The organism is Franconibacter pulveris (assembly GCF_056780215.1).
This window is the reverse complement of sequence record NZ_CM165555.1, coordinates 2,141,692-2,156,465: the sequence shown is the minus strand read 5'-3', so window position 1 is coordinate 2,156,465 and position 14,774 is coordinate 2,141,692. Positions and strand designations below refer to the sequence as shown.

Sequence of the window (14,774 nt, the reverse complement as noted above, 5' to 3'; positions counted from 1 at the left end):
CTTTCAATCTTCAACCTCAGTCACCTCGCGGCGGACGGGGTTCTTTTGCAGTCCTTCGTAGCGGCCAAGTTTAACCGTTACTACTTCCGGCATTTCCGGGTCCGGTCCGGTATCGTCCTGGTCATGGCCCAGCAGGAATGAATAGCCCATGTAAACGCTGTCCTCGCGTTCACGGACGGACAATCGCGGTGCAGGCAATAGCCTGCGGGGAAAGGTCAGAGAGATCCGGGCGTCATAGCGCCAGCCCAGGTAGACCCGCAGCAGTGAGAGTAAATCGTCATACAGCGAGCATTTTGGCGGCATCCAGCCCCGCACATCGGCTTTGCTTTCGGTATACAGCCAGATTTCAATCGTGCTGTTCACATCCCAGGCAAAGCCACCCATCACCGGGCGGTCATCCAGGACAAATCCGTCCCCGTTCGCGCTCAGGGTCAGTTCAGGGATTGCCACTTTCCGCTTATAGCGCGGTATCACCGTAACGGTGGTGTCCGACGTAATCATCTTTACCACCGAGGCGACACCTTCCGCCGTACGTCCCGGCACCTGAAGGGCGGGCAGCATCCCGAGAAAGCGCGACAGCGGAGTGTCCAGATGTTCAGCCGTACCGGGAATACCCAGCCCCGCCAGCCCCAGCAGGCACTGCGAAATCCGGTCTGTTCCGCCGTCTTCAAACGACGCCGGGTAGCTGTGCTTACGCCAGATGCGGTAAAATTGCGTTATCAGGCGGTGGTTGAAGATGTCGAGGAAGTGCTCCACCGTTTCATGGCCGTCACGTCGCTGCGTGATGTCATCGATATACACCGTGGGCAACGGTGACGTGATGCCGTACAGCCCCATAAAGGTGGTTCTGACCGTGGGCGGCGAATCCGGATTGTCATCGGGGTTGCATTCAATGCCACTGAACTCGCTTGCCGGAAAGCCCATTCCTGCATACGGGCGCAGACGCACCGGGTCATCGCCGATACGCCAGCTGCTTCCCAGCGGCGGATACTCAGGATGCGTCATTTCCAGCCACTGCAGAAAGCGGTAGAAACTGGTGTAAGGCAGGCGTTTACCTGAAGTCTCACTCAGCCTTGTGAAGCTGACTGATGGTTTTCTTTCCATCGCAGGCAGTGTCCTGTCGGTTGCAGTATCAGGGTGAGTCGGTTAAACAGGTGCATATCGGCGTATTGTGCGAAAAAGCGGTTCAGCAGGCCGCCAAACAGCCATACGTCGCCTTCGCCTGCGAAGTGCGTGGTATCGAGAGTCACTTCAATATCCACGCCCCGTATCAGGCCACGCTTCCAGTATTCGAGGCGGTGGTGTTCAACATTCAGGATGCCCTGCAGGCGGCGACGGTTGTTATCGTTATCTGTCCAGTCATAGAGCGCCAGGGTATTACGCAGCACCTCTGTATTGTTCATCATCCACAGAAAACTGCTCCCGAGCTGGCTCAGCAGCTTCCAGTGAAAGCGGTTCTCGTTCGGCGGGTAGCAGGGCATAGACGGCGGACAGAGATTGCGCACGCGAACCGGGGTCTGCTGCGTACCGGCAAGCTGGTCCAGCAGGATACTTTTCAGGGTCATACGCGGCAGGCTGCCATTGGTCCCTATGAGACTCAGCGCCAGCGGCTCGTCTGGTAACAGGCGCTCCCGTTCAAATTCTTCGCCGCCGAGAATCAACCGGGTTTCCGTACGGCCTGACGGCCCCCGCAGCACGCGGGTATGAAAATACCGGGGTGGACGTTCACGCCGGAGCATGCCGCCCCGCTGTTCAAACAGACGAAACGAGGTATAACGCGGTGCATCCTCTTCAAACGAGGCGGCTACCGATTCCACTGCAAAGATTTCGGTATGCGGGTCGTCATCGCGTAATGGCTGGAGCCGGTATTCCGTCTGCTCTGCATTAATCGCCAGCGGATGTGCATCCAGGCGGAACAGGTTCACCACCGGCACGCAGTGCAGACGCAGGTTCTCTTCGCTGACGGTGAAGTCGTGCGGCCAGTGCTGCGTGAAACGGAACTCCAGCTCAAACCAGGGCAGCGTTTCAGGCCAGGCAACCTGTTCCAGCCCTTCCAGAGAGACAAACATAAACTTCTCGCGGAAGGTGAAGTATTCCAGCAGATGCTGATAGCCGCTGTACTCACTCTTCTCCACCTCCCACAGGTGCGCATCGTCATCAAAGGCGCTGGCGCGAAAACGCAGCGGTAAAGGATTACGGTCCACATTGCCGGGCATCCGGATATACGCCTGTGCCACCCGACGGGTCAGAAACAGGTGCAGCAATGAGGCCAGCGGCGCATCGCCGTTCAGGTAGACAGGCAACGCGGAAAGGTCAAGCCGTTGCCAGTCGGCCGTGTTGCCGCAGGTAAAGTGCAGACGCAGGGCATTTACACCGTCCGGCTCGGTATAAATACTCGCCTTCTGAAGGGCAAGCGGTTGCAGGGTCAGTGGTCGCGTGGTGCGGTAGCGACAGCGTACCCGGTTAGCTCCCACCGGTGCAGAAACCACTTCGGTATGCATGAGCACTGTGTCGCTGTGTTTGAGCGCATCCGGCTCCGGCGAGATTTCCACCACGCACATTGACGGCAGCGGACGCAGGTAATGCGGCCACAGCAGGCTGATAACCCCTTCCGTCAGTTCGGGGTAATCATCATCGAGCTTCTGGCGCACACGGCCCATCATGAAGGCAAAGCCCTGAAACAGTCGCTCGACTGACTCATCCATCGCCCCGTTCATTGTCAGTCCCATTTCACGGGCTTCTTCCGGGTGTAATTGAGCAAACTCCCGCGCCGCATCACGCAGATAGCGCATCTCGGTATCGAAGTAGCGGAGGGTTAAGTCTTCCATTACTGGTCGCCTCCGGCATCTTTTCCTGTATAACCCGCTGCCGTACTGTCCGTCTCGACAAACACCTGCTGCGGTAGTCTGAACCCTTTCAGTCTCAGCAGCGCCAGCGGGCCCTCGCCTGCATCCGTACGCAGCATCATGTTCAGCGTGTCGCCGTCCGCCGTTTTCCAGCTCAGCACATAAGTACTGTTGTCCACAGCCCTCACCTGCGCCTTATCCAGCAGACGGATAAAGCCCCAGCTTCCAGGGTAATCGGCAAAAATACGCTCACCGGTGTTCACGCTGGTCCAGGTCAGGGTGGTGCGCGGTTTCCACTGGCTGTCTGGCCACACGTAGGGCTGCCAGCTCTCCACCTGGTTGTGGTAATCCAGTTTTTGCTGGTCGAGGAACAGCGTGGTCTGCATCACGTCACGGGCCGGTTTACCCATCAGTTGAAAATGCACGCTGGCATCGCCGCCGGTGAATACCACATCGGCCAGTTCGCTGAGCGCATTCAGCGCATCCAGAAATTCCCGATTAAAGTGCAGCCCCTGACTGCTGATGGCATCGGGCACCCAGCGACGACCTTCCTTATGCAGCACGCCGCCAAGGCTGGTTTTCACAAACTGGGTGATACGCCCGGTATCGTTGCGCAAGTACTGCGAAAGCAGTGGTAATGAGGCTTCACTCTGCTTATTGGGGGTAAACGGCCAGCGGTCGTTAAAGTCATGCTGCCAGTCGTTGACGATGGTCTGTTGCCACTGGCTGTTGATGCTCCCGGCCGTCGGGGCCAGCACCTGCTGCCAGGCCTGTTCCATCGGCTGCACAAACAGCGTCTGACCAAAACCGCTCCACTCCTGGCCGAGACTGGCTGCTACCAGACTGCCGTAATCACGGGTGTCAGTCACATCCACCGATTTCCCCTGAAACACGGTCTGCGCCAGCGCCTGCATCATCGCCTGCGGGTCAGCGGTGTTCGTCACCTGCTGGAGTTTAAGGCGCACACGGGTGACGCGGGTCAGGAAGGTCTGCAGGCTCAGGCTGTCGCCGCCGTTCTGGTTACTCAGTAATGCCAGCGCCGGACCAAAGGTCGCATCCAGCGGGCCATGCGGTCCAGCATTCTGGTCGATGGCTTTTGCGTTATCGCTGTGCAGCAGATTCTGCGCCGATTTCACCAGCGAGTCGGACAGGGCTTCCTGCGACTGGCCGGCACGCCCCTGCTCGTTCAGGGTGTTCATCAGCGCCACCAGCGGCGACTGGCGTACGTCGGCGAGCACCGTTAACTGGTCAATCGCATCCGACAGCGTGGCGGCGTTCTGCCACTGCAGGCTGTTGAGGAAGTTGAGCCACGCCCCGGCATAGTCGGTAAAGTAGCGTTCCGTCAGACGCGCTTTAAGCGCGTCCGGTGAAATATCCGAGGCCACCTGATGTTTGCTCTCACTCAGCACCCAGTCAATTTCATCCCGGCGCTCATTCACCACTTTATCAATGGCGGGCTGCACGGCGTTGTCCCAGGCGTCACGGGTGAACATCCCCGGCACCACCTCATCGGTGGTAAACAGCCGCGAGGCATCGGTATCACCGGTCATATCGGAGAGGCGCATATCGGCATAGTTATGCGACACTTGTGCCAGCATCTTCTGGTACAGCGCCGCTTCGGCATTACGCTGCCCAATCAGGCGTAACAGGGCGCTGCGTGTAGCGGAAATCAGCTGAGGGTCGACGGGGATTTTCCACTCCGGATGAGATGGCAGGTTTTGCGCCATAAAGGTCAGCTGGCGCGGCCCCTCATACTGCCATACGCCGGGTGCCACACCGTCACGGCGCGGCCAGAGGGTCATCACCGTTGAGGTGAAGAAACCGGCGTCCATCTTCTCCGGGCGGCTAAACATTAACAGAGCCTTCAGCCAGTTATAGGCATCCCGGCTCAGCTTCGCCCGCTGGTCGCTGTCGGCAGGCAGCGCATTCCAGGCGGTCAGCGTGTCGCGCAGTTTTACGGCCGTGGCATCCCGTAATAATGGTAACGCGCTGCGGGCATACGCTGTCCACAGACGGGCCAGCAGGTCATTATTCTGACTCTGACCAAAGCGGCTGTACCACGGCACGCCGTGCTCACTCCGGTACTGCAGGCGCTCTATCTCTCTTTGCAGTTCGTCCAGTGCACCCAGGCGTTTATCCGCGTTCTGGTGTTCATCACGGGCCGTCGCTGCCAGCTGCTGTGCGTCGGTAATCTCCTGACGGTTGGTATGCCAGGAGAACAGCACGCCCGCGCAGGTCAGACCGAGGGCCACCAGCACCGCCTGATACAGCGTGCGCTCCCAGGCCATCCCGGCACGCTGGATTTTAAGCCCCGGTAAATCGTCCAGAATGGCGTTCCAGCTGTTATCCGGTAGCCAGCGCTGTTTGTCGGTTCCATCCTTCGGGTAAACCGGCGGACTGAACATTACCCCGCGCAGCGGCACCGCATAGGGGCCGGTAAGCAGCGACACGCTCAGCGCGTGAAAGCGCTCCGCCATGCCGTTGCGCAGTTGCCAGCCAAGACGCAGCAGAAAATCATGGGCGTGATTCGCCAGCCCCTGCTGTACGCCCGGTGCCATCAGCGTGCCCGGCAGGGATTTCAGCGCCGCCACCAGCTCCGGCGGTGTGGTATGGGGTCCAAACAGGCACCCCACTGATTGGGTCGCGCGGCCTTCCTGCGGCCACGCGCTCTTCTGCACTTCCCACAGATACAGCGGCACGCGCCAGCCCAGCTTTTTATAGCGTTCATTCAGCTGGCGAACGATTAAATCGCCCTGCATCGCCTGACGCAGCTCGCCGTCATAGACCAGCACTATCGCGCTGACCGCACAGCGTTTGAGTTTACGCAGTACCGCGATACGGGCGCTGTCGGCTCCCGAGAGCAGACTCCCTCCCCATACGGCGACGACATTATTGGCTTCCAGCCAGCCTGCCTCGGCGATACCCGGTACGGCCAGATTTGCCTGATTTGGCGAACCACAAATCACAATGAAGCGCACCTTTCTGCGCCAGTTAAGCCCGTAGTGATGCTTTAGGTAATCACGCATCTCCGTGATATACGCGGGCGTGGAGACTTTTCCCTGCCGCGCTGTGTTTTGCCTGTCATCGTCTGACTTTGGCTCCCGCTGCTGATACAACCGGTAACCAGCCATTACGGCAGTCAACAACGCCTGAACGCCCAGCCAGACCAGGCCCATCTGTGCAGGAGAAAGTCCGTAATGTTTGCCCAGCAGCCATACCACTCCGGCAGACAACACTCCCGACACCAGCGTAAACAGGGTTGCCCCCGATGGTCGCCAGACCTGTCCCTTAAGCGACATTCTCACCTCCACTGCTGACACTCATTAAAAACGCCTCACTTCCCTTCGCCAGTGCCAGCACCTGTGTTTCACGGGTATGCTCTGCCATCTGTATTGCCTGCGTGACTGCAAACCATGTTTCACTGTCTTCCGTCTCGCCCAGCCAGTGAGGCAGATATTGCTGAGCCGGTGATACGGGTGGAATGACTGCCGCTTCCTCTTTTGCCGCGACAGCCTTATGCCGCTGGCTCAGGGCGACCATCAGACGGCTGATATGTGGCTGAGTGACCGCGTCAGACCACACGCCCTTCATCGTATTACTGACACACTGGTATTGCAGAAACTGCCGGAGATCACCGTCAGGTAACGAGTTATCAGTGGGGAACACCCGGTGCAGCGTGGCACAGGGCCGCAGCCCGGTACGGGTATCCGGATGAGATAACAACCAGGCCACCGCTCCCTGAGTGCCTTCGCTGTCGTTAGTCCAGTTATGACGGATAATGAGCCAGCCCGAACGCACCGCATTGTTCTGTTGCCAGAGCGTCATCTGGCGGCTGAAAGGCTCAGGCTTCATTTCCGAAAGCTGGATCGAGGAAAGCGGCAGTGACAGCGCCGCCCACACCGACCGGAAACATTGCCAGTCGTCCTCTGACGCGCCTTCCGGCAGACAGATCGTCAGTGACTGGTTGCGGGTGAAAATCTGTAGTGCCACACGCAACGGGGTTAGCAACTCGGTAAACAGATACGTGGCTCCCGGACAATCAGGCAGGCGCAGCGGAGCATCGACAGTCACCGGCTCACCGCTGTCCTGCGGTGTCCGCACCTGTTCAGGGAAAAGAGTACTGACGCCTGAAATCACCATGCCTTCCTGTGCCCACGTCTGCCACTGTGCTTCCAGCATGGCGTTGTACTGCGTGGTGGCATCAGCGTGTTCCAGGAGTACGCCGTAACGATACATCCACCAGCCAGCAATCCCGGCAAACAGCAGTATCAGCACCACCACACCGACAAAGGCGTAAACCAGCACCCGTGGGTCGTGCAGCCAGAAATAAATACCGCATCCGGCCATCACCACGGCGGAGCAACTTAACATCAGCGCCCGCCACAAGCCTGACCACGACGGTGCAGCAGGCCAGTGAACTGCATCCGGCGAGGGGATTTTCCATGCCATCAGATTCAGTTCCCCAGAATGCCGCCTGTGGCGCTGGCGATCACCGTGCAACCGCACTGGCACAGCGCACCATCAAAAGCAGCCTGTTCACTGTCTGACTGCCATTCCGCCGATGTCCCCACAATCCGGTTAACGCCATGCCCTTCAATCGGGCAGGACACCAGATCGTTGAGTAATGCGGCTTTGATACCGTCGATAATCATGGTGGAAGAGGCGGAGATCACTTCCCCGCCACTGCTGAGTTTGTCATGAAGACGAATAATGCCCTTTCCCATCGGAAATCCTTTTCAGTAGTAATAGAAGTAGTCTCGCCAGGCATTACGATCCGGCATTGGCCTGGAACCTTTTAGCGGAGGTTCGCTTTTTAACCTTTCTTTTGTTTTTTCCGGCAAATTAACCCATTGAGGATCAGAAAACCCCAGTGCGGAAAAAATAGATTCAGACAGCAAAATAACGGGACCGGGGTTCTTTCTGATACTGCGCATGGCGAAAAGATAGGCCATCGCTAACATGAAAGCGAAAACACCAGCACAAAAGGCTATACCTTCCCAGTCAACGCCACGAATACGAAGATATGTTAAAATAACCAGAAAAATGCTTCCTATCCCCATGACCGCATATTTGCCGAAACTGATTTCAGCTTCCCTTCCAGCCCCACAACGAGGTGTCATAGAAATAGTCTGAATTTCAGGAATCATTAATGCGTAAGTTACATAGTGATCCCCTTGCCCCATCACAGCCATTTCTACGAAGTCACTGGGTTGAGCATTTGTTTTTCCCAGCCAGCCATGAAAGGGAATACCGTTAATCTTTCCACGAACAAAATCACAGCGATCATCCTGGCGAACATCGCTCTGTCCCGTTACTGCTGAGCCAGCAGCATTACCAGTTATAGCCAACAACAGCTCCCCAACCTGATTTCGCTCCACCTCACGGGCAAACGTTTCGGGGTCATATTCCCGATCGGTAAAGTAACCAATCACTTTCTGCACACTAAATTCTTCCAGCACACCGCTGACCTTAAACAGCGGCTGACGCGGTGGAAGTTCTGGTGGTGGTGGTTCTGTTGCCAGAATGGCTTCAAGTCGGGTTATCTCAACAGAAGCTTGTGCATTTTCCTGTTCGATTTTTTGAGGTTCACATTCATTAGGATGCTCAACCATCCATTTGTTATTAACTTCAATAATTGTTTCGCAATGGCTTTTCTTACGCCTAATTTCGTCAAAATCAATGTACTCATCTGAAAGCTTTCTGTTTGTTGTCATAGTACTGCTCCCAGCGCTTTCTGAAACTCTTCCTGCTGTTCGTTATATGCCTTGTCACGGGGTTTTTGGGGACCAATCTTCCAGGTGCTCTTCAGTTTGTCTTCAGGCTTAAGTCCGAACACACCTTCCCGGCACCACTTCTGCAGATCATTGCCATAGTAATAATTTATCAGTTGCTCAATAAGAAACATGCCGACCATGACTTCCCAACTGGCAAGAACACCGATAGCTTCTGCAAAATCACCAGTGACAAGAAGTTTGTCATGCAGACGAATAATGCCCTTTCCCATCAGAAATCCCTTTCAGTAGTAATAGAAGAAATCCATCCAGGCACTGCGAGAGGATGGCATCTCACGGTCAGTAACAGGTGACATTTTTTTAGCTTGTTCTTTAGTGATCTTTCGTAGATCCACGCGGCGAGGCTCAGTGAAGTTCAGCGCTGTGAAAATAGACTCAGCAAGAAGCGTTGACGGATCTGGACCTTTTCTGATGCTTAAGACGGTGTATATACCAGCCACTACCAACATAGCGGCAGCAATAGCCAGGCAAAAAAAGACCGCCTTCCAGTCCGCGCCGAAAAATTTGAGAGAAATAAATAAAACAGCGTAAATCCCGGCCATAACAGGTGCACTACGATGAAGCTCAAAATAGATATCACCCTCACGCCCACACTCACACTGCGGCGTCATGGTTATTGTTCGGAGCTCAGGGAGGGCTATTGCATATACAACATAGTGATCGCCTCTTCCCATCACGGCCATTTCCACATAGTCACCGGCTCGGACATGAGTCTTCCCCAGCCAGCCGCTAAATGGCACGCCATTAATCTTCCCACGAACAAAATTACAGGCATCTTTTATCCGAATCTTACTCTGCCCTATTACGGCAGAACCGGCAGCATTTCCCGTTACCGCAAGTAAGAGGCTTCCCACCTGCTCACTTGCCTCCTGTTTGGCAAATCCTTCAGGATCATATTCGCGATCGGTGAAATAACCGATCACTTTCTGCGCACTAAATTCTTCCAGCACACCACTAACCTTAAATAAAGGCTTACGCGGTGGTAGCTCTGGAGGTGGTGGTTCCGTTGCCAGGATTGCTTCCAGTCTGGTTATCTCAGCAGAAGCTTGTTCATTTTCCCGTTCAAGCTTTAGGGGATCACATTCGTCAGGATGCTCAATCACCCATTTGTTATTAACTTCAATGATTGTTTCGCAATGACTTTTCTTACGCCTGATTTCATCAAACTCAATAAACTCTCCCGAAAATTTCCTGTCCTTTGTCATAACACAGCCCCCAGTGCTTTTTGATATTCTTCCTGTTGATTGTCATACTCCTTATCCCGAGGCTTTTTGGGGCCTAGTTGCCAGGTACTCTTCATTTTGTCACCTGGCTCCAGCCCGAATACGCTCTCCCGACACCACTTTTGTAGATCATTGCCATAGTAATAATTAATTAACTGTTCAATCAGAAACAAAGCGATCATTGCTGCCCAACTGGCAAGAACACCGATAGCTTCTGCAAAATCACCAGTGACAAGAAGTTTGTCATGCAGAGGAATAATGCCCTTTCCCATCAGAAATCCCTTTCAGTAGTAATAGAAGTAGTCTCGCCAGGCATTACGATCCGGCATTGGCCTGGAACCTTTTAGCGGAGGTTCGCTTTTTAACCTTTTTTTTGTTTTTTCCGGCAAATTAACCCATTGAGGATCAGAAAATCCCAGTGCGGAAAAAATAGATTCAGACAGCAAAATAACGGGACCGGGGTTCTTTCTGATACTGCGCATGGCGAAAAAATAGGCCATTGATAACATAAATGCGAAAACACCAGCACAAAAGGCTATACCTTCCCAGTCAACGCCACGAATACGAAGATATGTTAAAATAACCAGAAAAATGCTTCCTATCCCCATGACCGCATATTTGCCGAAACTGATTTCGGCTTCCCTTCCAGCCCCACAACGAGGCGTCATAGAAATAGTCTGAATTTCAGGAATCATTAATGCGTAAGTTACATAGTGATCCCCCTGCCCCATCACAGCCATTTCTACGAAGTCACCGGGTTGAGCATTGGTTTTTCCCAGCCAGCCATGGAAAAGAATACCGTTGATCTTTCCTCGAACAAAATCACAACGATCATCCTGTCGAATATCGCTCTGTCCCGTTACCGCTGAACCTGCGGCATTTCCCGCCATCGCCAGTAAAAGGCTCCCCACCTGATTACTGGCTTCCTGTCGTGCAAACTCCTCGGGATCATATTCACGCTTGGTGAAATAGCCGATCACTTTCTGCACACTAAATTCTTCCAACACCCCGCTGACTTTGAACAAAGGTTGACGAGGAGGGAGTTCTGGCGGCGGCGGTTCCGTTGCCAGAGTTGCTTCCAGTAGAGGGATTTTGTCCTGTTGAGCTTTTATTACTTGTTCAAAACTAGCGCGAAGAGTCGGATCTTCATTAATAGCATCCTGTCTTACACGTATTTCAATTTTGGCATTGGATAGTTCTCTTTTAACTTCATCAAAATCAATAAACTCATCAGAGGACTTTCTATTTGTTGTCATAGCACCGCTCCCAGCGCTTTATTAAACGCTTCCTGCTGATTATCACATTCTTTATTGCGGGGGTTCTTAGTCCCCAGCTGCCACGTGCTCTTCAGTTTGTCATCCGGCTCAATCCCAAAAACACCTTCCCGGCACCACTTCTGCAAGTCATTACCAAAGTAATAAATAATCAGCTGTTCAATCAGGAATATGCCAATCATTGCTTCCCAGCTAGCAAGAAAACTGACGAATCGTCCAGCAGCAATTGCGCCTAATTTGGACGATAACTGAGCTAATCCTCCTCCCTCAAATAACACCGTCTCGGAAAGGACCTGAAGCAAGCCACTGGCACCTTTAAAAGCTACGCCAGCATCTACAGCCGTTTTTCCACCATTAAGTCCAACAAAAATCCATCTGGTATGTTCAGATCTTATTTCGGAGATCAAATCCACGGCATCCAGAGCCAGATTAATCACCGCAGCACCGGTTCCAGCGGTGACTCCGACAAACTTCACACTTGTGGTTCCTGCTCCATTCTGAATTCCGTGTTTAACCGCCGGTTCCATAATCTCTGTGGTTGTGCTCACGGTCCCAAGGAAAGCGGACGCTATCTGCGCATGGCTTTTCGTATCCCCTTTGCTCTCCTGCAGCTGATTTTTGAATTCCAGTCCGTTGAAGAACAACGCCAGCAATTTGATCCGGGCCCCTTTCAGGGCGCTTTCGCCTTCAGCACTCTGGGCAAATTTGTCAAAATCACTTTGATAGCGAGTTCTGAGTTTCCGCCGTTCAGCCGTTCCCGAATACTTCATATCCTCCAGGAGCTGTCTTCTGAACGCATCGCCATCCTGTATCTGCCCGAGAGACAGCTGCACCGCATTATCAAACGACACACCGGATACCACCTGGAACAACGATTTCGTCAACAGCTCGTTTAATCCGTCCAGCGTTTTCCCCAGACGGGTGAAATTAAAGAAGCGATCGCCAAATGTGCTCAGGCGACGGTCGCAGTACAGCATCATCCGCGAGAACGATGAAGACGGCGTGGCGGGTCGCTCCAGTGCCTCATTGGCACCGGCATATGCTTCATTCAGCTTGCCTGCCAGCGGGGCCACCGCCGCCAGGAAGGATGCTTCGTCCACTTTCTCTGTTTTTCCGTGACTCTTCGCCAGACTCTCCAGATAGGCGGTCATATCGGCTATCACATCGGGGTTATTAAGCAGCAGCGAGCGCCAGACCAGGTTACTTTCGGATTTCGCGGAATACTGGTTTATCAGACTGTCCAGCCACTGTGCGCCGGTATCGGTCAGGTTCAGCGAGGCCAGCGCATAATCCACAATTTCGCGATAGCTCAGGTTGTCCTCCACACTCGTGGAGTAAAAATCCTGGGTACAGGCAATAAACTGTGGTGTTGCCAGCCAGGCAATACGCAGACGGTGCAGGGCTTCCATCCGGGTGGCTATCACCTTACAAAACTGTTCATAGCAGGCGTTGAAGGCATTTATCTTGTCGTGATTCAGTTCTGCGTCATACCTCGCCCAACTGGTCGCCAGCGCTTCATCACCCGCCTGTTCTGATAACAGTTGCGCCCGCCGCAACAGGTCATTCAGTGCCGACTGACGTTGCGCGTCGGCCCCCGGAACGATGGTTACACCGGAGACCTTATCCATGCCGTAATTTGCAGTACTGCTGAAGGCATCCAGTGTGTGCTTTTCTGCCAGCGCTTTTTCCATCTGCTGAATCTGGTTGCGGGCACCAGCCAGTGACTGCACACTCATAAACTCAATCGACAGCTCGTCCAGCCAGCCCGCGTGCAGGGCGGCCATATCATCGCTGAATCCCGCCAGCTCATGGGCAATGCCCGACGCATCATCCAGCGCCACCACCAGCTGGGTTATGGGTTTGTCGTAGCGGTTAACCCCGGTGCCCTGTTTCTGCATGGCGTCTATTGTCCGCTGCGCCTGTTCACAACGGCGGCGGATCCACGGCGTCAGGGTGCCCTGAGCCCGAACTTCGCCTTCATCAAAATAAAACCACGGTGATGCGCTGTCCGTGCGGCTGATACGCCGTACCGGCGGGTTATACGGCAGCGTCAGCACAGGACAGGCAGGGCCAGGCGTCATGTAGTCGGCTATTTCATTGAGCACCTCAACGCTTGCCTGGGCAACACGCTGTTCGTTAGCGGGCGTGGTCCACTGCCAGTATTCCACGCACTGCATCCGTTTCTTACGGGCGCTCGCATCAGAGCCGTAGCGCTCCAGCGTACCGGTCCGCCATTTGGCTGATGTGAATGCAATCCAGCAGTTGCCCTTCAGGGCGGCCGGACTGAGGATGAGCATCTCCAGACTGGTGGGGTTATGGCACGGCATGGTGCAGTCAGATTTTTTCTGCGACCGTGCATACGCAGCAGAGGGCTGTTTCCACAGGCTGCCGTCTTCCGCCACCGACCAGCCCTCCCACTGACGGTTACTTTCGTAATACACATACACAAAGCCCTGGCGCAGGGCGCGCAGCAGATAGTCATATCCGTCACCGGCGGGGAACGGTGTGTCCGGCTTCGCCCAGGCCGGAACGCTGGCCGACAGCCCGGCAGGCACCACGGCATAACGCACCGGCAGTATCGCCGGACCGGATATCTGGCAGTGTGTGCAGGGTTTCGGCCCCAGGGGAGAGGTGGTCATACAGGGCTCCTTGCGTCAGATGCGGACGCGTTCGTCTCTTCGGTGTTCAGGTCGTGACAGAGCAGTTGCCAGTCCCGGTCAGACAGTGCGCCAGTGCAGGTGGCGTAATCCGTGCCCTGCTCCCGCTCGCGTGGTGAAAGCAAAATCTTCATCCGGGGATGCATATCCAGTTCAGGATGTAACCGCAGGCAATCGAGCGCCAGCGCCTGCTGGTCGGTATCGTTGTCAAAACCGTGCAGTTGCTGCGCTCGTTTCAGCGCCCGGCGGATAATCGTGACTGCAGTGGCTTCATCGTGACGGGGCTTGTTGATATGTGCCTGCCGATAGCGTTCCAGGACACAGACGATTTTACCGGTCTGGCTGATGTGAATTTCATCCTGCGGGTTCACCATCAGGGAGAACGTCATATACGGGTACGGCGACGGAGAATGGTCGTGGCTCACCAGGCTTCCATCACCGTTCAGGTAGTGCCAGCCGGAGAGTACGCCCAGCCAGCGTTCGCGTTGCAGGTCGTCCAGATGTGACCACAGCACACTGTGTATCGCCGGGTCGTAATATCGCAGCAGTATCTGTTGTCCGGAAATCAGCCGCTGAATGGCCGTGTGACCGAGTTGTTTTGTCACGACAGCTGTGTCGAAGGGGCTGGTCAGCCAGCCACAGACTGCACGGCCTCCGCCATTGCACAGACGGTCAGGATGCTGTTCTTCCAGGGCATGACGGACGCTGCTCAACAGCAGGGCCTGGTGGGTAGCCTGTGTCAGGTCAAGTGGTATGAGCCAGGGATGGCGGTCCATGCTCAGGTTACGGTGCGGCAGCGTCACCGGCACCGGACGCTGGTCCACCAGCGCACGGATAAACGGGTGTATCACATCTTCCGGCAATGCCTCCCTGTCAATGAGCAGGTAGACATATTCCTGACGTTCAGTGATCGCGGCCTGTAGCTGAGTCAGCAAAACGTCCGCCTGTTGCGCGACGGCCTGCGGACTGAAATTGTACATGA

At 54.9% G+C, this 14,774-nt stretch carries 12 protein-coding genes; all 12 read right to left on the bottom strand.

The annotated features are described in order from the left end of the window. Positions 1 to 3: 3 nt before the first annotated feature. Genes tssG through ACU4F7_RS10195 form a run of 12 tightly spaced genes read right to left on the bottom strand, consistent with a single transcriptional unit; the run spans position 4 to position 14,772 of the window. Positions 4 to 1,104, bottom strand: a complete 1,101-nt coding sequence (gene tssG / locus ACU4F7_RS10250; protein ID WP_481638583.1) for a type VI secretion system baseplate subunit TssG — start codon at positions 1,102 to 1,104, stop codon at positions 4 to 6. Next, entirely contained in the window at positions 1,068 to 2,828 is a 1,761-nt protein-coding gene (tssF, locus tag ACU4F7_RS10245) for a type VI secretion system baseplate subunit TssF (protein WP_481638582.1), read from the bottom strand. The genes tssG and tssF overlap by 37 nt, the downstream gene beginning before the upstream one ends. Continuing rightward, a complete protein-coding gene (locus ACU4F7_RS10240; RefSeq protein ID WP_481638581.1) occupies positions 2,828 to 6,145 on the bottom strand; it encodes an ImcF-related family protein in 3,318 nt (1,105 codons plus the stop codon). The genes tssF and ACU4F7_RS10240 overlap by 1 nt, the downstream gene beginning before the upstream one ends. Then, positions 6,135 to 7,295: a hypothetical protein gene (locus ACU4F7_RS10235; protein ID WP_481638580.1), complete on the bottom strand. Its 1,161-nt coding sequence runs from the start codon at positions 7,293 to 7,295 to the stop codon at positions 6,135 to 6,137. The genes ACU4F7_RS10240 and ACU4F7_RS10235 overlap by 11 nt, the downstream gene beginning before the upstream one ends. A 5-nt stretch (positions 7,296 to 7,300) precedes the next feature. Further along, entirely contained in the window at positions 7,301 to 7,570 is a 270-nt protein-coding gene (locus ACU4F7_RS10230) for a PAAR domain-containing protein (protein WP_481638579.1), read from the bottom strand. A gap of 12 nt (positions 7,571 to 7,582) precedes the next feature. After that, on the bottom strand, positions 7,583 to 8,560 hold the full coding sequence (locus ACU4F7_RS10225; RefSeq protein ID WP_481638578.1) for a putative type VI secretion system effector: 978 nt from the start codon (positions 8,558 to 8,560) through the stop codon (positions 7,583 to 7,585). Continuing rightward, complete coding sequence (locus ACU4F7_RS10220; protein WP_481638577.1) at positions 8,557 to 8,850, bottom strand: hypothetical protein; 294 nt, start codon at positions 8,848 to 8,850, stop codon at positions 8,557 to 8,559. Before ACU4F7_RS10220 ends, ACU4F7_RS10225 begins: the two co-directional genes overlap by 4 nt. A gap of 12 nt (positions 8,851 to 8,862) precedes the next feature. Continuing rightward, on the bottom strand, positions 8,863 to 9,843 hold the full coding sequence (locus ACU4F7_RS10215; protein WP_481638576.1) for a putative type VI secretion system effector: 981 nt from the start codon (positions 9,841 to 9,843) through the stop codon (positions 8,863 to 8,865). Then, a complete protein-coding gene (locus ACU4F7_RS10210; RefSeq protein WP_481638575.1) occupies positions 9,840 to 10,133 on the bottom strand; it encodes a hypothetical protein in 294 nt (97 codons plus the stop codon). Before ACU4F7_RS10210 ends, ACU4F7_RS10215 begins: the two co-directional genes overlap by 4 nt. A gap of 12 nt (positions 10,134 to 10,145) precedes the next feature. Beyond that, positions 10,146 to 11,117 (bottom strand): putative type VI secretion system effector, encoded by a 972-nt coding sequence (locus ACU4F7_RS10205; protein WP_481638574.1) that lies wholly within the window; start codon positions 11,115 to 11,117, stop codon positions 10,146 to 10,148. Next, on the bottom strand, positions 11,114 to 13,774 hold the full coding sequence (locus ACU4F7_RS10200) for a T6SS effector BTH_I2691 family protein (RefSeq protein ID WP_481638573.1): 2,661 nt from the start codon (positions 13,772 to 13,774) through the stop codon (positions 11,114 to 11,116). The genes ACU4F7_RS10205 and ACU4F7_RS10200 overlap by 4 nt, the downstream gene beginning before the upstream one ends. Then, a complete protein-coding gene (locus ACU4F7_RS10195; RefSeq protein WP_481638719.1) occupies positions 13,771 to 14,772 on the bottom strand; it encodes a DUF4123 domain-containing protein in 1,002 nt (333 codons plus the stop codon). The genes ACU4F7_RS10200 and ACU4F7_RS10195 overlap by 4 nt, the downstream gene beginning before the upstream one ends. Positions 14,773 to 14,774: the final 2 nt, after the last annotated feature.

Bases quoted from the DNA above. Each gene is read 5' to 3' on its own strand.
- ACU4F7_RS10230 (WP_481638579.1), bottom strand. From the start codon at position 7,570: ATGGGAAAGGGCATTATTCGTCTTCATGACAAACTCAGCAGTGGCGGG.
- ACU4F7_RS10210 (WP_481638575.1), bottom strand. From the start codon at position 10,133: ATGGGAAAGGGCATTATTCCTCTGCATGACAAACTTCTTGTCACTGGT.
- ACU4F7_RS10205 (WP_481638574.1), bottom strand. From the start codon at position 11,117: ATGACAACAAATAGAAAGTCCTCTGATGAGTTTATTGATTTTGATGAA.
- ACU4F7_RS10240 (WP_481638581.1), bottom strand. From the start codon at position 6,145: ATGTCGCTTAAGGGACAGGTCTGGCGACCATCGGGGGCAACCCTGTTT.
- ACU4F7_RS10220 (WP_481638577.1), bottom strand. From the start codon at position 8,850: ATGGGAAAGGGCATTATTCGTCTGCATGACAAACTTCTTGTCACTGGT.
- ACU4F7_RS10195 (WP_481638719.1), bottom strand. From the start codon at position 14,772: ATGTACAATTTCAGTCCGCAGGCCGTCGCGCAACAGGCGGACGTTTTG.
- ACU4F7_RS10225 (WP_481638578.1), bottom strand. From the start codon at position 8,560: ATGACAACAAACAGAAAGCTTTCAGATGAGTACATTGATTTTGACGAA.
- ACU4F7_RS10215 (WP_481638576.1), bottom strand. From the start codon at position 9,843: ATGACAAAGGACAGGAAATTTTCGGGAGAGTTTATTGAGTTTGATGAA.
- tssG (WP_481638583.1), bottom strand. From the start codon at position 1,104: ATGGAAAGAAAACCATCAGTCAGCTTCACAAGGCTGAGTGAGACTTCA.
- ACU4F7_RS10235 (WP_481638580.1), bottom strand. From the start codon at position 7,295: ATGGCATGGAAAATCCCCTCGCCGGATGCAGTTCACTGGCCTGCTGCA.
- tssF (WP_481638582.1), bottom strand. From the start codon at position 2,828: ATGGAAGACTTAACCCTCCGCTACTTCGATACCGAGATGCGCTATCTG.
- ACU4F7_RS10200 (WP_481638573.1), bottom strand. From the start codon at position 13,774: ATGACCACCTCTCCCCTGGGGCCGAAACCCTGCACACACTGCCAGATA.